Here is a 21,750-nt window from a genome sequence, read left to right on the forward strand (position 1 = left end):
ATGCACCACCCTTCTGCGCCGCCCCCCGGGGCCCATGCCCCGCACGACAAGGACTACCTGCGGCGCCTGCTGGCCGAACGCAACCAGGCGCCCGCCAATGCGGCGGGCATCGATGCCGCCATCGAGGAGGCATTTGTGCGCAACGTGGCCATCCTGGTGCTGGACATGTGCGGCTTCTCGCGCATCACACAAAGCCACGGCATCATCCATTTCCTGGCCATGATCCACCAGATGGAGCAGGCGGCCCGCCCCGCCATCCGGGGCAATGGCGGTGAAATCATCAAGCAGGAGGCCGACAACCTGTTTGCCGTGTTCAACAGCCCCGGGCAGGCCCTGGAGGCCGCGCTGGACACGCTGCGCGCCCTGCAGGCCATGAACACCGTGCTCCCCCCCGAGCGTGTGCTGAACGTGAGCGCAGGCATTGGCTTCGGCCCCACGCTGGTGATTGCCCAGCAGGATCTTTTTGGCCCCGAGATGAACTGCGCCTGCAAGCTCGGGGAGGATATTGCCGGAGCCAACGAAATCCTGCTGACCGAGGCCGCGCACGCGGGCCTGCCACCGGGCCGCTATATCTGCGACAGCAGCAGCTACCAAATTTCTGGCATGGACCTGCTTGCCCACCGCTTCGGGCATTGCCTGTTCGAGCGGCCCTTGAACTCCCCGCCCCCGGGCGCCACTTCAGCCGGGTGACGCGCACAGGGGGCGTTGTCCGACAGGGGGCGGCCGGGCCCTTCGGTACAGTCCCCCAGTCGCTTTCATCTCATTCGCATTCAAGGTCACAAAGGGGAAAACATGCTGTCAATATTGGGAACGTTGCTGGTCGGTCTGGTCGTGGGTTTGATTGCCCGTGCCGTGAAGCCCGGGGACGACAAACTGGGCTGGATCATGACCGCACTGCTGGGCGTGGCGGGCTCCTTCCTGGCCAGCTATGTGGGCATGGCCATGGGCTGGTATGCACAGGGCGACTCGGCCGGCTGGATTGCCTCGGTGCTGGGTGCCGTGGTGCTGCTGGTGGTGTACGGCCTGGTCAAGGGCAAGTCGTCTTAAGCCGCCGCACAGGACCGCTCCATGCCCAGCTCCTTGCAGATGGCCGCCGGTGACCCGGACCTGGCCGCCGCCGTGCGCCGTGCGCGCAAGCTGCTGCACCGGCGGGCGCTGGTGGCCGCCGCCGCCAGCATGGTGCCCGTGCCGGGCCTCGACTGGGCCGTGGATGCAGCCCTGCTGTCCCGGCTCATTCCCCAGATCAGCGCCGAGTTTGGCCTGTCGGCCGGGCAGATCGATCAACTGGACCCCAGCAAGCGCGAACAGGTGCAGAAGGCCGTAAGCCTGGTCGGCTCGGTGCTGATCGGCAAACTGATCACGCGCGAGCTGGTGCTGCGCGCCACCCAGACGGTGGGTCTGCGCCTGACTACCAAGCAGGTCGCCAAATACGTGCCCCTGGCGGGCCAGGCGGTGGCAGCCACCCTGGGCTACGCCACGCTGCGCTACCTGGGCGAACAGCACCTGCGCGACTGCGTGCGGGTGGTGCAGGAGGCCGGGTTGCTGTTGCCCGCCCCTGCCTCAGCACCCGTCCCCACCGCCCGCAAGTAGGCCCTGGCTGGCTTACTCTGCCGCGCAGACGAAGCTGCTGGCATCTTCCACACTGCCCGAACCCTTGTACTTGGCGAACTTTGGATAGGCGCACAGCGGCCGGGTGCGGTTGGGCATGGCCGTGTTGGCGGGCAGCGCCTTGGCCGCGATGGTGTCAGGCGCCACACCCTTTTCCACCCAGTCCACCATGGCCTGGATCGAGTCGAAGTTGTCTGTGGCCGGGCCGCCCGAGCAGTGGTTCATGCCCGGCACCAGGAAGGTGCGCGCAAAGCCCTGCGTGGCCGCCATGCCGCCGTTGTTGGCTGCCAGGCGCTCGTAGTAGTCCACGGTGTCCAGGGCCGAGAAGATCGGATCGGACATGCCATGGATGAACAACATCTTGCCGCCGCGCTGCTTGAAGGCCGCCAGTTTGTCGTCGCGGTAGGTGTCATAGATGGCCGAGTAGGCTTCCATGCGTGCCGGGTCGGTGTCGAAGTTGAAGGTCAGCGGGTTGAACGTGAGGTCTGGTGGCGTGAAGAACTCGTTCACCAGGGCGTCCACCATCAGCGTGATGTAGCGCGCGTCTGGCGTGGCGGTGGTGGAGCTGCCCAGCGTCCAGGTGCGCCAGCCGGGGGCGGCCAGGCCCGGGTCCCAGGGCTGGCCTGCATACAGGGCCTTGCCAGCGGAATTGCGCGGGCCCGCAAACACGCTCTTGAGGGCGCCCACCTGGGCGCTGCTCAGGCAGTCGGCCCCCTTGGCGCCACTGCACTGCAGCACGGCCGGGTCAAACTTGCAGGCCTTGACGTTGTTCACCAGGCCATCGGCCACACCGTCGGCCGCGTCGCACGACGACTTGACCGCATCGGCGACCAGGTTCAGGTCGGCATTGCTGAATGCCTGCGACAGGATGCGCTTGCCCGACGCGTCTTGCGGCGCAATGGCGTCGAACTGGATGGTGTTCCACATCGCCGCCACCGTGGCGCCGCTGGACACACGCATGGCGGGCGCACCGGCCGTGATGGCGTCGAAGTAGTCCGGGAAGCGCTGCGAGAACATCATCCCTTGGCGCCCGCCGCCTGAGCAGCCCGAAAAGTACGAATGGTCCGGCTTGCGGCCATAGCGCGTGGCAATCAGCGACTTGGCGGCCACGGCCGTCTTGTCATACGAGTTGTAGGCATGGTCGATGCGCGCCTGCGGGTCGGCGCCAAAGCTGGCCGTGGTGCCGCTGTGCCCCGCATCGGTGGACACCACCGCAAACCCCTGCCCCAGCGGCGACGGCGTGCCGCCCGAGATGCTGGAGCTGAGCGAGGTGTCGCGCAGGATGCCGTCGTTGCCGCCGCCACCGATGAACAGAAAACGCCCGTTCCAGTTGTCCGGCAGGCTCAGCTGAAAGCCGATGGCGTAGTTTTTGCCATCCACGCCCACGCGGGGGTTGATGGCGCCCGTGATCACGCAGTGGCCCGGCAGGAAGGCGCCGGTGGCGGCCCCGCCTGGGCGCTTGGTGTCTGCCGCCACATAGCTGGTGGTGAGCGTGGTCGCTGCCAGACCGGCCTTGGACGACAGGTCGGCGCAGGCAGCGGCCGGTGTGAGCTGCTGGGCGGTGGCGTCTCCGTTGCCGCCGCCGCAGGCTACCATCAGCAGGGGCATGGCGAGTGCGGTGGGAACCAACTTGCGGCGCAATCCCGCCGCTGGCGGGCAGGCGGGATGCAGTGCGTGACTGAATGGCATGGTGCGGGTCTCCGGTGGTGTTGTGGTGGGAAAACAGGTGTGAAGCGCAGGCCCGGCGGCAGGCAAGGCTGCGCCCCGGCCCGTGCCGCCTGCGGTTGCAGGTGCGCGGGCTCAGAGGCTCAGAAGGTGTGTGGAAAACGGGAGTGCTTGCTGCGGGCGCTCAGTCGGCCTTGAAGCCGGTGGCGGCCACGGCCCTGCCCCAGGTCACCGTGTCGGCGGCGATGGTGCGGGCAAAGTCCTGCTGGCTGGTGCCCGTCACGCGGAAACCGGCCTCTTCCATCTTGGCCTTGCCTTCGGGCGACTGCACGGCCTTGATGATGTCGGCGCTCAGCTTGGCGACGATCTCGGGGGGCGTCTTGGCCGGGGCCACGATGCCGAACCACGAAGAGAACTCCAGGTTGGCATAGCCCTGCTCCTTGATGGTGGGCACATCCGGCAGCGCGTTGGTGCGCGTGGCGCCGGTGGAGCCCAGCGCCACCAGCTTGCCTGCCTTCACATTGGGGGCGGCCAGGCCCACGCTGGCGAACACGCCCTGCACATCTCCGCTGAACAGGCCGCCCAGCGCGTCCGAGGTGTTTTTGTAGTGCACGGGCTCGGGCTTGAGCTTGACGGCGTCACCAAACATGAATGCGCCAAAGTGCCCCGGCGTGCCCGCACCAAAGGTAGCCAGGAACAGGCCCTTTTGCTGCTTGGTCCAGTCCACAAACTCCTTCACGTTGCGCGATGGCACCTTTTGGGGGTTGACCAGCAGCACAAAGTCGGAGGTGACCACCTGGCTCACGGGCACAAAGTCCTTGGCCGGGTCATAGGGCAGCTTGTTGTAGCTGCTGGGGGCAATGCTGAGCTGGCCGGTTTCGCCCAGCATCAGCGTGTAGCCGTCGGGCGCGGCGCGAGCTGCCTCGCTGGCGGCAATCAGGCCGCCCGCGCCGGGCTTGTTGTCCACGATCACGCCCGCATTGCCCCAGCCTTCCGAGAGCTTTTGCGCCAGCAGGCGCGCCACGATGTCGGGCCCTGTGCCCGCCGGGAAGCCCACGATGATGCGCACGGGCTTGCTGGGGTAGGCCGCAGCACTTTGTGCCTGGGCCCCCGCCCAGGGCACAAGCCCGGCCAGGATGGATGCGGCCACCAGGGCGCGGCGCAAGGGGTGAACGGTGTTTTTCATGGTGTCTCCAGGGCTTGTACGTTGGGAAAGGTCAAAAATCAAATCAGGGAAGGCAAAGCAGCGAAGGTGTGCGGGGCGCTACCGCAGCTCAAAGAACCGCATGGCCACGGCGTCCGGGTAGCGTGCGCCGGTGCCCACAAACATGCGCTCGGCAATCCAGGACAGCGCGGGCGAGGCGGTTTCGAAGCTCGGGCTGCAGCGGAAATAGACCTGCGCCGGGTCCACCAGCTCGCCGCGCACCAGGCGGGCAATCAGCTCGGCCGGGCCCGAGCGCACGGCACGGTTTTGCACATAGATCAGGTCGCCACCATCGGTCTCCAGCACGTAGCGCGCGTCCAGCTCCGACAGCCGGTCGTTCACGATGAGCTGAAAATCCGCGCCGCCGGGCAGCACCCGCGCGCTCCAGCCATCGCCGGTGGCGGTGCCACCCACAATGGGAATCAGTCTGCGCAGGCCGTGCACGGTGTGGCCCACCTCCTGGGGACTGCCAACCTCTACGCGGAGGTCGGCAAAAAATTTGAATTGCGGATCGGGCAAGGACATGGGTTCAGACATGGGCCTAGCGTAAGTCCCGTTGCTGGTGCGGCCTGTCATCCCAGAAGATGACGGGATAACCCCAGTGCCCTGCACCGGCTTTGACGGCTTTTTCAGCGCACACTCCAAGCTTTAGCCCACCGTCACCCCCAATTTCCGACTTGTTCCATGCGGCAGTGGCTTCCCCTCTCCTTGCAGACGGCACCTGGCCGCCAGGTGCTGCACAGTCCTGCCAGCCAGACGCTGGCCAGCATGGTCCATCGCCTGGGTGGCCATGGTTTTGCGCCCGGCCTGCTGCAGGACCTGGAACCCGTGCTGCCCGCCGCGTCTTGGTCGGTGTACCGCACCGGCCACCGCTGCAAGCCCACGCTGTTCATGTCCGCCAGCCGGGGCGTGCCCGACACCACGCAGGACTGCTGGTGGGCCTACCTGTCGGGCCCCTACCGCAGCGACCGTACCTGGGGCCGCTCTTTTGACGAAGTGCCGCTGGCCGCGCCTGAAACCCGGCTGTGCCATGTAACTGCGACCGAGGTGGAGGGCGAACACCGCGCCCGGGTGTACGAAGCCCACGGCGTGGCCGAGCGCGTGTCGGTGGTCGAATATGAAAGCGACGGCTCGGTGTTCGCCGTCAACTTCTATCGCCACCAGCACCAGCGCGCCTTCAGCGACCGGCAGATCAGCGCCTTCGAATCCGTGGCCCCCGTGCTGCTGGCGCTCACGCGCAAACACATTGACCTGTCGCACACCCAGGTGGCCCCGCCAACGCTGTGGCACGAGGTCACCGGCCCGGGCCCTGCGCATGCCTTGGCGCTGCCCGCCGACGCCGCCCTGGCCCCACTGGGCGCCGATGGCCTGCCCGTGCTGCGCATGCGCCTGGTGCGCCTGCAGGCCGAGCTGACCGACCGCGAGCTGGACGTGTGTGCCCGCCTGCTGCAGGGCATGACCCACGAGGGCATCGCCACCGACCTGGGCCTGAGCGTGCCCACCGTCAAGACCTACCGCAACCGCGCTTTTGCGCGCCTGGGCATCCACTTTCGCAACGAGCTGTTTGCACGGGTGCTGGGCGGCTGACGCTGCCAAGCCCCTCATTCCCCCCCATCAGACGCCGGGCAGCACGCGGCTCATCGTCCAGGCCAGGCAACCGGCTGGATGACTGTGCAACGCGTTTCTGGCGCGCTTGGACTCCGCGTGCGACGATTCTTGCGAGATGACGGCCGGGCAGAGGGCGCGTGGCTGCAGACCATCCAGCCGCTCCCAGCAACTGCGTCCAAAAACACGAAGAGACCCCGATGAAAAGCCTCTCGAAACCCCACACCCCATCCCGGATCGCGCCCTGGTGCCTGGCGCTGCCTTGTGTGGTGGGCGCCCTGCATGCCCATGCCGAAGCGCCCATGCGCACCGACGACGCTGGCACGCTGGCCCAGGGCGCGCTGAAACTCGAAGGCACCCAGGGCCGCGATGCCAAGACCCGCAGCACCGAGCTGCTGTTTGGCATGGGGCTGCTGCCCACCCTGGAGATGGAGGTGTCGCTGGCCCACGGCCGCGACAAGGGCCAAAACCCGGCCAGCACCTTGCAGGGCCGGGGCTGGGGGGTGAAGTGGGTGCCTGTGCAGAGCGACCTGGGCTGGTCGCTGGGTGCCCGGCTGGACCTGGGCCACACCCGGGTGCGCGACGAGGCCACCCCGGCGCACTTTTCCGAACGGGCCTACACCGTCACCGGCCTGGCCACCTACCGGTTTGCCAACGACCAGGCGCTGCACGCCAATGCGGGCCAGCACACCGTCCGTGTGCAGGGCGTGCGCCACCGCGCCGCCACCTGGGCGGTGGGTCACGAGCTGCCGCTCAGCGGCGCGCTGCGCCTGACCTCCGAGGTGTATGGCGAACAAAGGGCGCGCCCCGACAAGGCCCTGGGCCTGCGCTATGAGATCGCCGAAGGGCTCAAGGCGTCGGTGGCGGTGGGCCGTGGCAATGGACGCAGCTTCAGCCAGGCAGGCCTGGCCTGGGAGTTTTGACCCACGCGTGGCGCGCCGCCGCCACGGCACAATCGGCGGCCTATGCCCGCCGCTGGCCACAACCCCGCCCACCCCACGCCCGCTGAACCGCCCCGGTCGGACCGCCAGGCCCTGATGGCCGCCTGGGCCCACGCGCTGCGCCAACGCGCCGATGCGGCCACGCTGCAGACGCTGGCCCCGCTGACCGACGCCGAGGCGGCGCGTGTGATGGCGCTGTTGCGCGACGGGGCAGCGCAGGCCACGCCCGCCGGGCCCACCCCATCGGACTCCGGCCCTGTAGTCGGCCACTTCCGCCCCCGCATCACGCTCATGACCCTGGGCCGGGGCGAGGGCCTTTTGGGCATGGCGCCGCAAGGCAAGCTGGGCCCGCGCGGCGACAGCGTGACCCTGGCGCAGATCGACTGGACCTACCGCACTGACAGCGGCGCGCAGTGGGAAACCGCTGCGCCCACCTCGGTGCTGAACGCGCGCCCCGCACCCGTGCAAGACCTGTACGACACCGGCGGCCCCTTGCTGCGCATGGTGCGCGACCTGGCGGCCGAAGCCGATGCCATGGACCGCGTCTGGGACCTGGGCCTGACCCCCGTGGACCCCAAAAGCCTGCAGTGGCGCCACCGGGCCGCCGCAGCCACGCTAAGGCCTGTGTGGACGCTGGCGCAGGAGGCGCACTTCGGCGACTTCTGGGCCGACGTGGTGCCGCAGCTGCGCGCCGAGGGCTGGAGCGTGGTGGTCCACCCCGGCTTTGCGCATGAAAGCGTGCCCGTGCAGCGCTGGAAGCTCGTCATCGCCCCCGACACTGGCGAGCTGCTGGCCAAGGAGGTGGACGGCCCGCTGGGCGCACGCCAGCGCCCCGTGCAAAAGCTGCACCTGCCCGAGCGCGAAGGCGCCTGGCTGCTGAGCCTGGGCATCGAGATCGACGGCGTGGTGCTGGACCTGGCCCCCATGCTGGCCGACCTGCTGCGCCGCGGCGTGCGCTGGCTCAACGCGCGGCAGATGGCGGCCATCGACGACATCGCGGTCATTTCGCTGCGCGCACCGGGTGGGCGGCGCATCGACGCACCGGCCGGGCCGCTCAAGGCCATTGTGGGTGCTATGGTGGATCTGCTCACCGACCCCACCCGCAAACAACTCAAGGACGGCGACCCGCTGCGCCTGGGCGCCTGGGAGGCCCGCCGCATTGAGGCCCTGCGCGCCGGGCTGGTGCAAGCCCACCGCGTGGGCACCGTCAGCGGCTGGAGCAACGACTGGCAGCTGCAGGGCGATGCCGGCCTGGCCCAGCTGGCGCAGCGGCTGCGCCGCATCGGCGAGCCGCAGCCCGTGGCGGCGCCGCAGGGCCTGCAGGTGCAGCTGCGCCCCTACCAGCTCGAAGGCCTGGCCTGGCTTCAGTACCTGCGCGCCCAGGGCCTGGGCGGCATCCTGGCCGACGACATGGGCCTGGGCAAAACCGCGCAGGCGCTGGCCCATGTGCTGGTAGAAAAAGAAGCAGGCCGCCTCACCCGCCCGGCCCTGGTGGTGCTGCCCACCTCGCTGCTCTTCAACTGGCAGGCCGAGGCCGCGCGCATGGCACCGGGTCTGCGGGTGCTGGCCCTGCATGGCGCCAGCCGGGGCCAGCGCTACCTGCAGATCGCTGACCATAACCTGGTGCTGACCACCTACCCCCTGCTCTGGCGCGATGTGGATGCGCTGGCGGCAGAGCCTTTTCACCTGTTGATCCTCGACGAAGCTCAGATGGTGAAAAACGCGGGCAGCCGCAGCGCCCGCGCCCTGCGCAAGCTGCAGGCGCCGCACCTGCTGTGCCTGACGGGCACGCCGCTGGAGAACCACCTGGGCGAGCTGTGGGCGCAGTTCGACTTCTTGATGCCCGGCTTTCTGGGCGACGTGCGCAGCTTCAACGCCCGCTGGCGCAAGCCCATCGAAGAAAACGGCGAAACCCTGCGCGCCCAGCTGCTGGCGCAGCGCGTGCGCCCCTTCATCCTGCGCAGGCGCAAGCAGGACGTGGCGACCGAGCTGCCAGCGCGCACCGAGGTCATCCAGCGCGTTCAGCTGCAGGGCAAGCAGCGCGAGCTGTACGAGGCCGTGCGCACCACCGCCGACAAGCAGGTGCGCCGCGTGCTGGAGCGGCAGAGTTTTGACGGCGCGCAGATCACCATCCTGGACGCGCTGCTCAAGCTCCGCCAGGTGTGCTGCGACCCCCACCTCGTCAAGGGCGCCAAGGTGCACCCCGGCACCGAACGCGCCAAGCTCGACCTGCTGGCCGACATGCTGCCCGCGCTGGTCGATGAAGGCCGCCGCGTGCTGGTGTTCTCGCAGTTCACCGAAATGCTGATGCTCGCGGCCGAGCGGCTGGATGCTCTCGCCCTGCCCTACCTCACCCTCACCGGCCAGACGCCGCCTCGCCAGCGCGGCGCCGTCGTCCAGAGCTTTCAGGCGCAGGACGCGACCAGTGCGCCCGTCCTGCTCGTCAGTCTCAAGGCGGGCGGCACGGGGTTGAACCTCACGGCCGCCGACACCGTGATCCACCTCGACCCCTGGTGGAACCCCGCCGTCGAAGAGCAGGCCACGGCCCGCGCCCACCGCATCGGGCAGGACCAACCGGTGTTTGTCTACAAGCTGGTGGTGGAAGGCAGCATCGAGGAGCGCATGCTGGAACTGCAGGCGCGCAAGGCCGCCCTGGCCAGCGGCGTGCTGGGCCACGACGCAGCGGGCGCGGTCAAGTTCAGCGAGGCCGACCTCACGGCCCTGCTCGCGCCCCTGGCCGAGCCCGCCGACAATCCGCTGGCCATTCCGGGTGAGGATGCGAAACGTTGGGGTGGCACCGGCTTGCGCCGCCCACGCCCGATGCAGCCACCAGAATATGAATAAAAATGGCATCTACCGCCTGATAGGCGTGCATTTATAGCTATCAAAACAATAGTATTTGATGGATAAGCAAGGGCAACAGCTTGTGCACCTGCGGCCGGTGCAGAATTCAAAAGCAAGCTTCGGAGTGCGCCCGGTGCGCGCCGTTTCTACAGTGAAGGCATCGCAACGCAATCTGCCCACCTGCCTGTGAACGGCAGGTTCTTTTCGGAGCCTTCACCATGCACGCCATCACCTCCACACCTTTGTCACCACCAGCTGTTTCCATGCCCACCCGCCCGGCAACCCGTTCCGCGCAGACCGCGCAGCAAGCCGCCCTCACCCAGGCCGACCCACGCTGGGCGGCGGTGCTGGCGCGCAGTGCGGCAGCAGACGGCAGCTTCTGGTATTCGGTGGTGTCCACAGGCGTGTACTGCCGCCCCAGCTGCGCTGCGCGCACGCCCCGGCCCGAAAACGTGCGGTTCCATGCCAGCTGTGCCGACGCCGAAACCGCAGGTTTTCGTCCCTGCCAGCGCTGCAAGCCACAGCAACCCTCGGCACTGGCGCACCACGCAGCGCTGGTCACGCAGGCCTGCCGCATCCTGGAGGCCGAAGGCGCCACCCCGCTGGGCGCACTGGCCGCCCGCGTGGGGCTGAGCAGCTCGCACCTGCACCGCATCTTCAAGCAGGCCACGGGCCTCACGCCCAAGGCCTACGCCGCCGCGCAGCGGGAGCAGCGCGTGCGCAGCGCGCTGGGGCAAGCCACCGATTCGGTGACCGATGCCATCTACGAAGCGGGCTACCAGTCCAGCAGCCGCTTCTATGAAAAGTCCGCCCAGGTGCTGGGCATGACGCCCACACGCTACCGCGCTGGCGGGGCGGCGCAGCGCATCCGCTTTGCGGTGGGCCAATGTTCCCTGGGCGCGATCCTGGTGGCGCACAGCGGCCAGGGCCTGTGCGCAATCTTGCTTGGCGACGACCCCGACGCCCTGGTGCGTGACCTGCAGGACCGGTTTGCCCAGGCCCAGCTGGTGGGGGGCGATGCAGACTACGAAGCGCTGGTAGCCCAGGTGGTGGCCTTTGTCGAGGCGCCCGGCCTGGGGCTGGCGCTACCGCTGGACGTGCAGGGCACGGCTTTCCAGCAGCGGGTGTGGCAGGCACTGCGCAGCATCCCGCCCGGGCAGACCGCGAGTTATGCCGAAATTGCAGCGCGCATCGGTGCCCCCGCCGCCACCCGCGCCGTGGCCCAGGCCTGCGGCGCCAACGCGCTGGCCGTGGCCATCCCCTGCCACCGGGTGGTGCGCAGCGACGGTGCGCTGTCGGGCTACCGCTGGGGGGTGGAGCGCAAGCGCGCGCTGCTGCAGCGCGAGGCCGATGCGGCGCATACCGCGCACACGGCACACACGGCACAAAAACAGGAGAAGGTCGCATGAGCGCCCTGCCCCACAGCACGCCACAGGCCAGCAGCCCCTGGCCCGAGCGTGTGGCCGCGATCGACTGGGCCCAGGCCACCGACGACCTGCACACCCAGGGCCATGCGGTGCTGCCCCAATTGCTGGGCGCCGAGGAATGCGCGGCGCTCGCAGCGCTTTACCGCCACCCCGGCCTACCCCTGTTCCGCAGCCGCGTGGTCATGCAGCGCCACGGCTTTGGGCTGGGCGAGTACCAATACTTCAGCTACCCGCTGCCAGACCTGGTGGCAGGGCTGCGCGACGCGCTCTACCAGCACCTGCAGCCCATCGCCAACCACTGGAATGCAGCCATGGGCATCGATGTGCGCTACCCCGCGCGCCATGCCGACTTCATCGCCCGCTGCCATGCGGCCGGGCAACTGCGCCCCACGCCGCTGCTGCTGCAGTACGCGCCAGGCGACTACAACTGCCTGCACCAGGATCTGTATGGCGAGCATGTGTTTCCGCTGCAGGTGGCGATCCTGCTGTCGGAGCCCGGCAGCGACTTCACGGGCGGCGAGTTTGTGCTGACCGAACAGCGCCCCCGCATGCAGTCGCGCGCCGAGGTGGTGCCGCTCTCGCGCGGCGACGCCGTGGCGTTTGCCGTGCACCACCGCCCGGTGCAAGGCACACGCGGCACCTACCGCGTGAACCTGCGCCACGGGGTGAGCCGGGTGCGCTCGGGCCAGCGCCATACGGTGGGCATCATTTTTCATGATGCTGAATAGGTGGCGATGACCCTCGGCCTGTTTGACGACCTGCCTGCCGCGCCTCAGGCCCCTGATTGGCTGGAGCCGGGCGCCGTGGTGCTGCGCGGCCTGGCCCTGCCGCAGGCGGCCGAGCTGCTGCAGGCCGTGGATGCCGTCACGGCCCAGGCGCCCTTCCGGCACCTCATCACCCCCGGTGGGCAGCGCATGTCGGTGGCCATGACCAACAGCGGCGCGCTGGGCTGGATCAGCGACCGCAGCGGCTACCGCTATGGCCCCACCGACCCGACCACCGGCTTGCCCTGGCCGCCCATGCCTGCGGTGTTCCGCCAACTCTCCCGTGACGCGGCCGATGCAGCGGGCTACCCCGGTTTTGCGCCCGACGCCTGCCTCATCAACCGCTACGAGCCCGGCACGCGGCTGTCGCTGCACCAGGACCGCGACGAAGGCAACTACGACCACCCCATCGTGTCGGTGTCCCTCGGCATCCCGGCCATCTTTCTGTGGGGCGGCGCGCTGCGCGCCGACAAGGCCCGGCGTGTGGGCCTGTGGCATGGCGACGTGGTGGTGTGGGGCGGCCCGGCGCGGCTGCGGTTTCACGGCGTGCTGCCTCTGGCCGACGCAAGCCATGCGATGACGGGCGGGTTGCGCATCAACCTCACATTTCGCAAGGCATCGGGCTGAGCGCCCTTCCCGGCCGGGACTAGCGAATGGGGTATCCCGTGGCGCTGCCGATGGCCGCGAGCATCCGGTCGGCGTCCTTGCGCCCCTGCAGGTCCTGCGCCACGGTGATCTTCTTGCCGCTGCGCAGCTCGGCCTCGATGCGGTAGTAGACGTCGCGGCGGCTGTTGCTTTCGACCGTGTAGCTCTCCACCACCCGCAGGCGGGCGATTTCGGGGCCGGGCACCTGGTGCCACTGCAGCATCAGGCCCAGCAGGCGCCGTTCGGTGCGCAGGCCGTCGTGGTCAATCTGCACCCGCAGGCTGTTGGCCAGCGCATAAAACGCTGCCACCAGCACCGCTCCTCCCACGCCGCCAAACCCCAGGCGAAACAGCCAGGGCGCGATGTCGGACTGAGCTTCCTGCTCCCAAGGCACCAGCGCGCCCACGGCCAGAAACAGCACCCCCACCATGCCCAACCCCAGCTTGAGGCCCCACCACCGCCCGGCCGGGAAATGCATCTGCACCCCGCCGGGGATTTTTTCGAGCTTGCCGGGCGCGCCCGCTGCGGCGGTGTTGCGCGCCCGCTGCCCCATCGGCTTGCCCCGGCGCAGCACAAACACCAGCAGGCCCACGCCCACGCCGCCAAACAACACCACAAACACCATCTTGAAGGCCAGCAGACCAGGCCGCAGGCTGCGGTCGATCACGGCATCGGCCGGTTGCGAGGGGTTGACCCAGACCTGCACCGGCTGCCCGGCGCGCAGCGCCTGCTCCAGCCGCTCGCCCAGCGCCTCCTGAAAGTCGCCCACGTTGTCGCCGCCGCCGCTGATGGCCACGCGGTCGCCCTCGTACTCCTGGCCCGCCACGGTGTATCGGTAGCGCGCTGTCACGTGGTACGAGGTGGATTTGCTGCTGCGGCTGCTGTTCAGGCTCGCGGCCAGCAGCGTGGCGTTGACCGGCTGCCAGAACTGCATGCGCGACCAGTCGTACAGGGTAGGCAGCACGCTCAGCAACAGCATGCCCACGCCCACGGCGGCAAAAGGCAGGGCAAACAAGCCCATCACCCATGCGCCCGGCTGCTTCTTGGCTGGCTTTTCCATTGGTATCTCCCGCACCGCACTGCGGCGGCTGGGGTGATTTTGCGGGCAAAGCCGGTTCTTTTGAGCAGATTCTTGGGCGCTGCGCCAGCCCTCATCGCTCGATCACGTCGTTGTTGCTGCCATTGCGCGAGACGCGCGACTTGAAGCCGACGGGCACATACACGGTGTTGCCACTGCCATCCAGCTCGATGCGCTCCACGGTGGCGGTCTTGAGCACAAAAATGCGGTTGTTCATGCCCGCCACGATCAGGCGCGCCACGGTGTTGCCCGCAGCCACCGTCACATCGTTGCGCGCGCCCGTCACCTCCAGGTCGTAGATGCCGATTTTGTCGATGGTCTTGTCCATGCTGACGCCGTCCACGGTGACCACATGCCCATCGTCCGACGTGCCGCCGCAGGCTGATAGCACAGACATGAACAGGGCGCACACCAGGTTGCGCGGCGAAAACAGGGAGATGGCGTTTTGCAGATTCATACGGAAGCCCCACAGCCGGGGTGAAAGAAACAGAGAAGCCTGCAGTCTGCAAAGACCTGCATGAAGCCCCCATGAAGCCGCCGCTGCGCCGGGCGCCGCAGATGAAGCTTTGATGAACACGCGCTGCGCGCACACCCCTGGGCGGCGCATCCCGCTCCTAGAATCGCCGCCACCGTCCCATTCCCCACTCCTCGCACCCTGTCGCATGGCCAGCATCCTTCTTGTGGAAGACGACCTCCCCCTGGGCAACTCGCTGCAGCGCGTGCTCACCGTGGCGGGCCACCATGTGGTGTGGCTGCGCACCAGCGCCGACGCACGCCGGTTTCTGCAAGAGCAGCCCTTTGCCCTGGTGCTGCTGGACATCGGCCTGCCGGACGAAACCGGGCTTGATTTGCTCGCCTGGCTGCGCGCCCAGGGGCAGGCCACGCCGGTGATGCTGCTCACCGCCCGCGACAGCGTGGGCGAACGTGTGCTGGGGCTGGACGCCGGGGCCGACGACTACCTGGGCAAGCCGTTTGCCATTGAAGAACTTCTGTCACGCGTGCGGGCCCTGCTGCGGCGCCACAGCGGGCAGACCAGCAGCGTGTGGCAGATCGGCCCGCTTTGCATCCACACCGCGCGGCGCAGGGTGCAGGTGCATGGGCAGGACGTGCACCTCTCGGCCCGCGAATACGACATCCTGCGCGCCCTGGCCGAAGACCCGGGCCGCGTGCTCACCCGCGCGCAGATCGAGGCCAGCTCCAGCCCTGCCGACACGCTGGACAGCAACGCCACCGACGTGCATGTCTACAAGCTGCGGCGCAAGCTGGGCAACCACCTCATCAGCACCGTGCGCGGCGTGGGCTATGTGCTGGAGGCCCCGGCTACAACTGCGGCCATGGACCCGGCGCCATGAGTGCTGCCGCCATGCACACCGCGCACGCGGCCACGGCCCCCGGCGCGCCCCGCCCACCCTCGCTGATTCGCCGCCTGATCGCCTGGCAGGCGCTCGCGCTGGTTGTGGCCTGGCTGGCCCTGGCCTCGGTGATGACCTGGGTGGCGCTGGAGCGCAGCCCCGAAGACATTGACACGCGTCTGCGCGAAACCGCCCGCATCATGGCCGAAGCCGCCAGCGGCCCCGAGGCCACCCTGCCCGCCCGCATGCAGGCTGCGCAAGGCGCTCTGCTGCGCATCACCGGCCGCGACCTGCTCGGCATCGCGGGCCTGACCCACACCCGCGTGCTGAACACACAAGGCCAGGTGCTGTACCGCAGCAGCGATGACGTGCCCTGGCCGGACACCGCCACGGACACACCCAGCAACCCGCCCTGGCACTTTCACACCCAGGCCGCCAGCGACGGCAGCGTGGTGGTGCAGGTGGCCGAGCCCGGCACACTGCACCTGGGCGCGCTGCTGCCGGTGCTGTGGCTGGTGCTCAAAAGCCAGCTGGGCGTGTTCCTGTGGCATGGGCTGGTGGTGTGGGTCACGGTGCGCAGCGGGCTCGCACCGCTGCGGCAGCTGGCCCAGCGCATCTCGCGCCGCCGCGCGGGCGACTTGGCGCCCGTGCAGGTGGACAGGCTCTATGCCGAAACCGCCCCCGTGATCCACGAACTCAACGCCCTGCTCGCCCACGAGGCCCAGCGGCTGGAGGCCGAACGGCGCTTTCTGGCCGACGCCGCCCACGAACTGCGCACACCCCTGGCCGCCATCAACGCCCAGGCCCACCAGCTGCTCACCGAGCCCGACCCCGCCGCGCGGGCCGACGCCGCCCATGGGCTGCAGCAGGGCATCACCCGCGCATCGCACCTGCTCACCCAGCTGCTGACCCTGGCCCGCGCCGACGCCGCTGCCCAGCCCGCAGCCCCGGCCGCCGCGCACGACACACTGGATGTGGCCGACCTGCTGCGCAACCGCGTGGCCCTGCTCGTGCCCCTGGCGCGGGCGCGGCGCATCGAACTGGCCCTGAACGCCCCAGAACACCTCAGCGCCCGGCTGGACCGCGAAGGCCTGTGCTCCGTCATCGACAACCTGGTGGACAACGCCATCCGCTACGGCGTGGCCGGTGGCAGCGTGGAAGTCACCCTGGGCGCGGATGGCGCAACTCCCGCAGGCTTCATCGTGCTGCAGGTGCAGGACAACGGCCGGGGCATCGCCCCCGAACACCGCGCCCGGGTGTGGGAGCGCTTCTACCGCATCCCCGGCACCAGCGAGGCGGGCACCGGCCTGGGCCTGGCCATCGCGCAGCGCGTGGTGCAGCGCATGGGCGGCACCCTGGGCTTTGCCGACGGGCTGGACGGGCGCGGCGTGGGCCTGCGCTGCGTGTTGCCGCGCGAGCCGCTGGCCGGGCCCGGGGTGCTGCCTGGGACTGCATCAACGGAAAAATTTGAATAAAAACAGGCTCTACCGCGCGATAGACAAGCCAAAGAAGCTATCAAAAGAGAAGCAAATCCACACCCGCATCGCTAGCGCAACCGCAGAGGCACGCCCACCCTTTGCCAGAATGGCGCCATGACCGCCACCACCGCCTCCCCACAACGCCCGCCGCGCTACTGGCTCATGAAGTCCGAGCCCGAGGAATGCTCCATCGACGACGCCCTGGCCGCCCCGGGCGCCACAGTGCCCTGGACAGGGGTGCGCAACTACCAGGCGCGCAACTTCATGCGCGACGAGATGCAGGTGGGCGACGGCGTGCTGTTCTACCACTCCAGCTGCCCCGAACCCGGCATTGCCGGCATCGCCCGCGTGGCCAGCAGCACCCGGCCCGACCCCACACAGTTCGACCCCGACTCGCCCTACCACGACCCCAAATCCCCACCCGACAAGCCCCGCTGGCTGCTGCTGGACGTGCAGGCCCTACGCAAAACCCGCCTGATCTCCTTGGCGGAGCTGCGTGAGCACCCCGACCTGGCCCCCATGCGCGTGCTGCAGCGGGGCAACCGGCTGTCGATCACGCCGGTAGAGGCAGCGGAGTGGGAGGCGATCACGGGGCGGCTGCTGGCACGCGGCTGACGCTCTTCTGGCGGCCTTGGGGCCATGCTCACCGGCTGCGCTCGGCCGACACATGCCCCTTGTTCACATACATGGCCTGGTCGGCCCGGCGCAGCAGGTCGGCGGCGTTGGTGCCGTCCTGGGGGTAGAGGGCGGTGCCCACGGCGGCGGACACCCGGACCACGCGCCCTTCGCCCAGGTCGATAGGTTGTTCGATGGCGCTCAGCACGCGCCCCATGGCCACGGTGATTTCGGCGGGGTCGATGACGGCGGTGAGCAGCAGCACGAATTCGTCGCCACCAATGCGCGCCGCCGTGTCGTTGGCGCGCACCTGTTCCAGCAGGCGCTGGCCGGTCACGCGCAGCACTTCGTCGCCCATGTCGTGGCCGTACTGGTCGTTGATGGGCTTGAAGCCGTTGAGGTCCATGTAGCACAGCGCGGCCATGCGGCCGGTGCGGTCGCACAGGGCCAGCGCCTGGGCCACACGGTCGGCCAGCAGCAGGCGGTTGGGCAGGCGGGTCAGGCTGTCGTGGAAGGCGATGTGCTCCACCTGCTGCTGGTACTGCTTCATGGCCGTCACGTCCTGCATCAGCCACAGGGATTCGCCATAGGCATTCAGCGCCACGCCATTCACGTCGATCCAGACTTCTTCGCCATTGAGCTTGCGCATGCGGCGCTGCTGGCGGTAGTGCTGGCCCGAGGCCAGGACGGTATAGGCGTCGCGGCCAAAGGCCAGGAAGTCTTCGCGGTCTACATACATTTCTTCGGTGGTGTGGCCCTGCAGCTGGCCGGGGGCGTAGCCAAAGATCCGCTCCAGCGCGGGATTGCGCCACAGGATGACGCGGTCCTTGATCTTGGCGATGCCGATCAGGTCGTTGTGCAGCATGGCCTGCTGCTCCTGGTTGAGGGTGTGCAGCGCCTGCCGCGCCGCATGCAGCTCTGACACGTCGTACATGATGGAGCGGCTCATCACAAACTCGCCCGCCGCACCGCGGATCGCGGTGGCGGACACACTCACCCTGCGCGGTGCGGCTCCTTTGCCCAGCAGGGTCAGCTCCAGGGGGCCGATTTTTCCGGTCTCCTGCAAGATGGGGAAAAATTTCGCAAAGAGCGCCTGGCCTTCGGCATCAAAAAAATCGGCCACCCCCAGCTTGCCCACTACCTCCTCGCGGCCCACGCCCAGCCAGGACAGCGTCTGCTGGTTGATATGCACGTACTTGCCGTGGCGGTCGAGCGCGTAGTAGCCGCAGGGGGCTTTGTCGTACAGGTCCTGGAATCGCTCCGAAGCCCGGGCCAGCTCGGCTTCCAGCTGGCGGCGCTCGGTGATGTCGCGGCCCACCGACTGCCATTCCACCAGCTGGCCGTCGTCGTCAAACAGCGCGCGGTTGCTGAACTGGCACCAGCGCTCGCGGCCATCGCCTGCAAACACGCGGTTTTCGACCACCACCACCGGGTTGGCGGGTGTCACGGTGGCGAGTCTCTGCGCCACCTGCGGATAGTCGTCGGGGTGCACCACGGGGGCCCACACCCGGCCCAGCAGGTTCTCTCGCTTGAAATTGAACAGCCTGCAGAAAGCGTCGTTCACAAAAGTCAGGCGGTTGCCACCGTCGAAGCGGCAGATGATTTCGGTCTGGTCTTCCAGGATCGAGAGGTAGCGCTGCTCGCTCCGGTGCAGGGCCTCGGTGCGCTCCTGCACACGGTGTTCCAGGTCGGCATTGGCGCGCTCCAGTGCAACGCGCCCGTCAATCAGGCCCTGGGTCATGCTTTGCAGTGCCGAGCGCAGGTGCTGAAACTCCACGGTCTCGGTCTTGAAGTCCACCGCAGCAAACCGCCCGGTGGCCTCGACCTGGCGGGCGGCGTCGGCCAGTTTTTCCACCGGCTGGCTGAAGCGCCGTGCCGCCCAGTAGGCCGCCCCCACCAGCATCACGGTCATCAGCGCCAGCAGCACGGCCACAATGCTGTGCAGCTGGTTGATGGGCTGCAGCGCCAGGTCCAGCGGCTGGCGCGCCACCAGCAGCCAACCCAGGTCGGTGATGGTCTGCGAAGGCACCGGCACCAGGCCGGTGAGGTAGCGCTGGCCCGGCGATTCGCCCCAGGACATCACCTGAAACTGGCCCTGGCTGGGCAGGATGGGCAGCGCAGAGCGCGGCAGCTCGACGGCCCCGGCGGCGTTGAGCACGCCGTCCTTGTTGATCAGCAGCACCTCCATGCCGCTGCGGGCCACCGATGCGGGGCTGGAGCGGCGGATGATGTCCTGCACCCAGGCCCAGTTCACATGGGCCGAGATCACGCCCTTGAAGACCGAGTCCTGCCCGCGCACGGGCGATGCGTAGTCCATGAAGCGCAGCGGCACGGTGCTGCCGGGCTCGCGCAGGTGTTTGTCCAGCAGCACGGCGTCGTGGGCGTCGCCGACATAGGGGCCGTTTTTGCCTGCGCCAAACCAGGGCCGTTGCGACACGTTCTGGCCCAGCAGCAGGTTGCCGGTGGCCACCTGCACCACGCCTGCGTCGTCGGTCAGGCCGATCCACGAATAAAAGGGGTAGGACTGCCGGATCTGCTCCAGGTGCGCCTGCAACTGCGGGCCATACCCGTCCGGCCGGGTGACCATGGGCAGGTGGCTGAGCAAAGAGATCTCGCGCTCGCGCTCCAGCATGCCCTGGGACAGCGCCAGCGCAATCGGCTGGCTGGCGTTCATCAGCGACTGGCCGCTGAGTTCGGTGAGGTGGCGGCTGAGCACCTCGTCGGCCACAAAGCCGATGGCCAGCCCGGTGAGCACGGCCGTGCCCCCAAACAGCAGGGTGAGCCTGGCGCGGGTGGTCTGCAGCCAGTGGGAAACGGGGGACACCAGGGTCATGAAAACGGCTGCGGCTGCAAGTTCAGTTGTGGCCCATTGTGGCACCGGGCCAGGGGGCAGAACCTCGTGAACCCCTCGTGCAAACCCGTGGCCTTGGAGGAAACAAGGGCATAAACCGACGCTGGGGCCGCAGCCTGCCCTCCCATCCACAGGGGCTATGCTGCGCCCATGTCCCAACCCGCCGTCAAGACCCTGCTCGTCGTCTACCACTCTGCCACCGGCGGCACCCGCCAGATGACCGAGGCCGCCTGTGCCGCCGCCCAGGCCGCCGAGCCCACCGTGGCCGTGCGCCTGCTGCACGCTGCAGAGGCCGGGGTGGCCGATGTGCTGGCGGCCGATGGCTATGTGTTTGCCACGCCCGAGAACCTGGCGGCGATCAGCGGGCAGCTCAAGGACTTTTTTGACCGCTGCTACTACGGCGCGCTCGACCAGATCAATGGCCGCCCCTATGCCCTGCTGGTCTGCGCGGGCAGCGACGGGCAGAACGCGGCGCGGCAGATGGCGCGCATCGCCACGGGTTGGCGCCTGAACGCGGTGGCCGAGCCGCTGATCGTGTGCACCCATGCGCAGACGCCCGAGGCCATCCAGGCGCCCAAACACATCGGCGCGGACGACCTGGCGCGCTGCCGGGCGCTGGGCGAGGCCCTGGCGGTGGGGCTGGCGATGGGTATCTTCTAGACCGGCTGGGCCAGCTCCGGCGCCTGGTAAACAAGCACCTTGAGCGCGCGCTCGGGCTCCACGTCGGCAAACACGGGCGGGTTGGCCACGCGTTCGACCCACTGCAGTTCAGGCGCCAGCTCGCGCATCTGGTCCTGCAGAAAGTTCACGCCCAGTTCGGGCGCATTCAGGCACAGCAGTGCGTGGCCGCCAGGGGCCAGCAGGTCGGGCAGGCGGCGCATCAACCGCGCGTAGTCTTTGGTGGCGACAAAGCTGCCCTTCTGGTAGCTGGGCGGGTCCACGATGACCAGGCCATAGGGCCCGCTGCGCGTGATCTTGCCCCAGCTGCTGAAGATATCGTGCGGCAAAAACGCCGCGCCGGTGGTGATGCCGTTGAGCTGGTGGTTCTGCTGCCCGATGCCGATGGCGCCGTGGCTCATGTCCACGTTGACCACCTGCCTGGCGCCCGCCTGCAGCGCCACCACCGAAAACGCGCAGGTATAGGCAAACAGGTTGAGCACCTTGAGGCCGTAGCGGTCCTGGCTGCGCGCAGCGGCGTAGTCGCGCACCCAGCGGCGGCCGGCGGCCATGTCGAGGAACAGGCCGTGGTTTTGCCCGCGCAGCACATGCACCCGGTAGCGTGCCCCGGCCTCAGTCACGATGTGCGGGTCTGGCACGGCCCCGGCCATCAGCCGTGTCTCGCTGCGGCCCTCGATGCGCAAGGCCTCGCCCCGGTGCTGGAACACCCAGTTCAGCGGCTCGCCCGCCGGGGCAATCTGCGCCCAGCGGGCCTGCAACGCGGCGCCGATGGTGGCCAGTTCGTCCTCGGTAGCGGGCGCAAAACTGGTCAGCACCCACACGGGCGGGTAGGCATCCAGCACCCACTGCTCCGCCCCCGGGTGCAGCCCGCCCCGGCCATGGAAGACGCGCTGCGCCTCGGTGGGCAGGGGCATGGTGGCGATGGCGTCGAGCAGGGCTTGCATGGAGGGCGGGCGTTGGGTGGTCAGAAAATTCAAGCAAAAAAGGCCGTTACC

General features: G+C 68.7%; 20 protein-coding genes. 13 read left to right on the forward strand and 7 right to left on the reverse strand.

The window, feature by feature from the left end; all coding sequences use genetic code 11:
- From AvAM_RS02090 to AvAM_RS02100, 3 genes are all read left to right on the forward strand, one after another.
- Window positions 1-690, forward strand: coding sequence for an adenylate/guanylate cyclase domain-containing protein (locus AvAM_RS02090; protein WP_137745509.1), 690 nt, complete (start codon window positions 1-3; stop codon window positions 688-690).
- Window positions 691-792: 102 nt separating this feature from the next.
- Window positions 793-1,047: a GlsB/YeaQ/YmgE family stress response membrane protein gene (locus tag AvAM_RS02095; RefSeq protein ID WP_137745510.1), complete on the forward strand. Its 255-nt coding sequence runs from the start codon at window positions 793-795 to the stop codon at window positions 1,045-1,047.
- Between the two features lie 21 nt (window positions 1,048-1,068).
- A complete protein-coding gene (locus AvAM_RS02100; protein ID WP_137745511.1) occupies window positions 1,069-1,590 on the forward strand; it encodes a hypothetical protein in 522 nt (173 codons plus the stop codon).
- Between the two features lie 12 nt (window positions 1,591-1,602).
- Here the strand turns inward: AvAM_RS02100 and AvAM_RS02105 are convergent, their stop codons facing one another.
- From AvAM_RS02105 to AvAM_RS02115, 3 genes are all read right to left on the reverse strand, one after another.
- The gene (locus AvAM_RS02105; protein WP_137745512.1) at window positions 1,603-3,297 is read right to left on the reverse strand and encodes a tannase/feruloyl esterase family alpha/beta hydrolase; all 1,695 of its coding nucleotides are present in this window, start codon (window positions 3,295-3,297) and stop codon (window positions 1,603-1,605) included.
- Window positions 3,298-3,457: 160 nt separating this feature from the next.
- Complete coding sequence (locus AvAM_RS02110; RefSeq protein ID WP_137745513.1) at window positions 3,458-4,459, reverse strand: tripartite tricarboxylate transporter substrate binding protein; 1,002 nt, start codon at window positions 4,457-4,459, stop codon at window positions 3,458-3,460.
- A 78-nt stretch (window positions 4,460-4,537) separates the two neighbouring features.
- Window positions 4,538-5,014, reverse strand: a complete 477-nt coding sequence (locus AvAM_RS02115; RefSeq protein ID WP_137745514.1) for a DUF3237 domain-containing protein — start codon at window positions 5,012-5,014, stop codon at window positions 4,538-4,540.
- A 147-nt stretch (window positions 5,015-5,161) separates the two neighbouring features.
- Between AvAM_RS02115 and AvAM_RS02120 the strand changes: the two genes are divergently transcribed.
- From AvAM_RS02120 to alkB, 6 genes are all read left to right on the forward strand, one after another.
- Complete coding sequence (locus tag AvAM_RS02120; RefSeq protein ID WP_171012110.1) at window positions 5,162-6,064, forward strand: helix-turn-helix transcriptional regulator; 903 nt, start codon at window positions 5,162-5,164, stop codon at window positions 6,062-6,064.
- 218 nt (window positions 6,065-6,282) lie between these two features.
- A complete protein-coding gene (locus tag AvAM_RS02125) occupies window positions 6,283-7,005 on the forward strand; it encodes a hypothetical protein (RefSeq protein WP_249367880.1) in 723 nt (240 codons plus the stop codon).
- A gap of 42 nt (window positions 7,006-7,047) precedes the next feature.
- A complete protein-coding gene (locus AvAM_RS02130; protein WP_137745515.1) occupies window positions 7,048-9,867 on the forward strand; it encodes a DEAD/DEAH box helicase in 2,820 nt (939 codons plus the stop codon).
- 263 nt (window positions 9,868-10,130) lie between these two features.
- The gene (ada, locus tag AvAM_RS02135) at window positions 10,131-11,276 is read left to right on the forward strand and encodes a bifunctional DNA-binding transcriptional regulator/O6-methylguanine-DNA methyltransferase Ada (protein ID WP_137745643.1); all 1,146 of its coding nucleotides are present in this window, start codon (window positions 10,131-10,133) and stop codon (window positions 11,274-11,276) included.
- On the forward strand, window positions 11,273-12,022 hold the full coding sequence (locus AvAM_RS02140) for a 2OG-Fe(II) oxygenase (RefSeq protein ID WP_137745516.1): 750 nt from the start codon (window positions 11,273-11,275) through the stop codon (window positions 12,020-12,022). The genes ada and AvAM_RS02140 overlap by 4 nt, the downstream gene beginning before the upstream one ends.
- Window positions 12,023-12,028: 6 nt before the next feature.
- Entirely contained in the window at window positions 12,029-12,685 is a 657-nt protein-coding gene (gene alkB, locus AvAM_RS02145) for a DNA oxidative demethylase AlkB (protein ID WP_137745644.1), read from the forward strand.
- 19 nt (window positions 12,686-12,704) lie between these two features.
- Here alkB and AvAM_RS02150 read toward each other — a convergent pair whose 3' ends face one another.
- The gene (locus AvAM_RS02150; RefSeq protein WP_137745517.1) at window positions 12,705-13,763 is read right to left on the reverse strand and encodes a DUF3592 domain-containing protein; all 1,059 of its coding nucleotides are present in this window, start codon (window positions 13,761-13,763) and stop codon (window positions 12,705-12,707) included.
- Window positions 13,764-13,854: 91 nt separating this feature from the next.
- Window positions 13,855-14,238: a hypothetical protein gene (locus tag AvAM_RS02155; protein WP_137745518.1), complete on the reverse strand. Its 384-nt coding sequence runs from the start codon at window positions 14,236-14,238 to the stop codon at window positions 13,855-13,857.
- A gap of 205 nt (window positions 14,239-14,443) precedes the next feature.
- Between AvAM_RS02155 and AvAM_RS02160 the strand changes: the two genes are divergently transcribed.
- The 3 genes from AvAM_RS02160 (at window position 14,444) to AvAM_RS02170 (ending at window position 17,226) form a co-directional block, all read left to right on the forward strand.
- Entirely contained in the window at window positions 14,444-15,133 is a 690-nt protein-coding gene (locus AvAM_RS02160) for a response regulator transcription factor (protein WP_137745519.1), read from the forward strand.
- Window positions 15,130-16,608, forward strand: a complete 1,479-nt coding sequence (locus AvAM_RS02165; protein ID WP_137745520.1) for a HAMP domain-containing sensor histidine kinase — start codon at window positions 15,130-15,132, stop codon at window positions 16,606-16,608. The genes AvAM_RS02160 and AvAM_RS02165 overlap by 4 nt, the downstream gene beginning before the upstream one ends.
- 117 nt (window positions 16,609-16,725) lie before the next feature.
- The gene (locus tag AvAM_RS02170; RefSeq protein ID WP_137745521.1) at window positions 16,726-17,226 is read left to right on the forward strand and encodes an EVE domain-containing protein; all 501 of its coding nucleotides are present in this window, start codon (window positions 16,726-16,728) and stop codon (window positions 17,224-17,226) included.
- Between the two features lie 28 nt (window positions 17,227-17,254).
- Here AvAM_RS02170 and AvAM_RS02175 read toward each other — a convergent pair whose 3' ends face one another.
- Window positions 17,255-20,059 carry a PAS domain S-box protein gene (locus tag AvAM_RS02175; RefSeq protein WP_137745522.1) on the reverse strand — a complete coding sequence of 935 codons (2,805 nt, stop codon included), beginning with the start codon at window positions 20,057-20,059 and terminating at the stop codon, window positions 17,255-17,257.
- 168 nt (window positions 20,060-20,227) lie between these two features.
- Here AvAM_RS02175 and AvAM_RS02180 point away from each other — a divergent pair, with 168 nt between their 5' ends.
- Window positions 20,228-20,737, forward strand: a complete 510-nt coding sequence (locus tag AvAM_RS02180) for a flavodoxin family protein (protein WP_137745523.1) — start codon at window positions 20,228-20,230, stop codon at window positions 20,735-20,737.
- On the opposite strand, the gene AvAM_RS02185 is transcribed toward AvAM_RS02180, so the two are convergent.
- Complete coding sequence (locus AvAM_RS02185; RefSeq protein WP_137745524.1) at window positions 20,734-21,699, reverse strand: class I SAM-dependent methyltransferase; 966 nt, start codon at window positions 21,697-21,699, stop codon at window positions 20,734-20,736. The two genes, AvAM_RS02180 and AvAM_RS02185, sit on opposite strands and share 4 nt — an antisense overlap.
- Window positions 21,700-21,750: the final 51 nt, after the last annotated feature.

Origin of the sequence: Acidovorax sp. NB1, from assembly GCF_005405905.1 — a bacterium.
GTDB lineage: Bacteria > Pseudomonadota > Gammaproteobacteria > Burkholderiales > Burkholderiaceae_C > Acidovorax.

Bases quoted from the DNA above. Each gene is read 5' to 3' on its own strand.
- AvAM_RS02160 (WP_137745519.1), top strand. From the start codon at position 14,444: ATGGCCAGCATCCTTCTTGTGGAAGACGACCTCCCCCTGGGCAACTCG.
- AvAM_RS02110 (WP_137745513.1), bottom strand. From the start codon at position 4,459: ATGAAAAACACCGTTCACCCCTTGCGCCGCGCCCTGGTGGCCGCATCC.
- AvAM_RS02120 (WP_171012110.1), top strand. From the start codon at position 5,162: ATGCGGCAGTGGCTTCCCCTCTCCTTGCAGACGGCACCTGGCCGCCAG.
- AvAM_RS02185 (WP_137745524.1), bottom strand. From the start codon at position 21,699: ATGCAAGCCCTGCTCGACGCCATCGCCACCATGCCCCTGCCCACCGAG.
- ada (WP_137745643.1), top strand. From the start codon at position 10,131: ATGCCCACCCGCCCGGCAACCCGTTCCGCGCAGACCGCGCAGCAAGCC.
- AvAM_RS02115 (WP_137745514.1), bottom strand. From the start codon at position 5,014: ATGTCTGAACCCATGTCCTTGCCCGATCCGCAATTCAAATTTTTTGCC.
- alkB (WP_137745644.1), top strand. From the start codon at position 12,029: ATGACCCTCGGCCTGTTTGACGACCTGCCTGCCGCGCCTCAGGCCCCT.
- AvAM_RS02125 (WP_249367880.1), top strand. From the start codon at position 6,283: ATGAAAAGCCTCTCGAAACCCCACACCCCATCCCGGATCGCGCCCTGG.
- AvAM_RS02140 (WP_137745516.1), top strand. From the start codon at position 11,273: ATGAGCGCCCTGCCCCACAGCACGCCACAGGCCAGCAGCCCCTGGCCC.
- AvAM_RS02165 (WP_137745520.1), top strand. From the start codon at position 15,130: ATGAGTGCTGCCGCCATGCACACCGCGCACGCGGCCACGGCCCCCGGC.
- AvAM_RS02150 (WP_137745517.1), bottom strand. From the start codon at position 13,763: ATGGAAAAGCCAGCCAAGAAGCAGCCGGGCGCATGGGTGATGGGCTTG.
- AvAM_RS02130 (WP_137745515.1), top strand. From the start codon at position 7,048: ATGCCCGCCGCTGGCCACAACCCCGCCCACCCCACGCCCGCTGAACCG.
- AvAM_RS02100 (WP_137745511.1), top strand. From the start codon at position 1,069: ATGCCCAGCTCCTTGCAGATGGCCGCCGGTGACCCGGACCTGGCCGCC.
- AvAM_RS02175 (WP_137745522.1), bottom strand. From the start codon at position 20,059: ATGACCCTGGTGTCCCCCGTTTCCCACTGGCTGCAGACCACCCGCGCC.
- AvAM_RS02090 (WP_137745509.1), top strand. From the start codon at position 1: ATGCACCACCCTTCTGCGCCGCCCCCCGGGGCCCATGCCCCGCACGAC.
- AvAM_RS02170 (WP_137745521.1), top strand. From the start codon at position 16,726: ATGACCGCCACCACCGCCTCCCCACAACGCCCGCCGCGCTACTGGCTC.
- AvAM_RS02180 (WP_137745523.1), top strand. From the start codon at position 20,228: ATGTCCCAACCCGCCGTCAAGACCCTGCTCGTCGTCTACCACTCTGCC.
- AvAM_RS02155 (WP_137745518.1), bottom strand. From the start codon at position 14,238: ATGAATCTGCAAAACGCCATCTCCCTGTTTTCGCCGCGCAACCTGGTG.
- AvAM_RS02095 (WP_137745510.1), top strand. From the start codon at position 793: ATGCTGTCAATATTGGGAACGTTGCTGGTCGGTCTGGTCGTGGGTTTG.
- AvAM_RS02105 (WP_137745512.1), bottom strand. From the start codon at position 3,297: ATGCCATTCAGTCACGCACTGCATCCCGCCTGCCCGCCAGCGGCGGGA.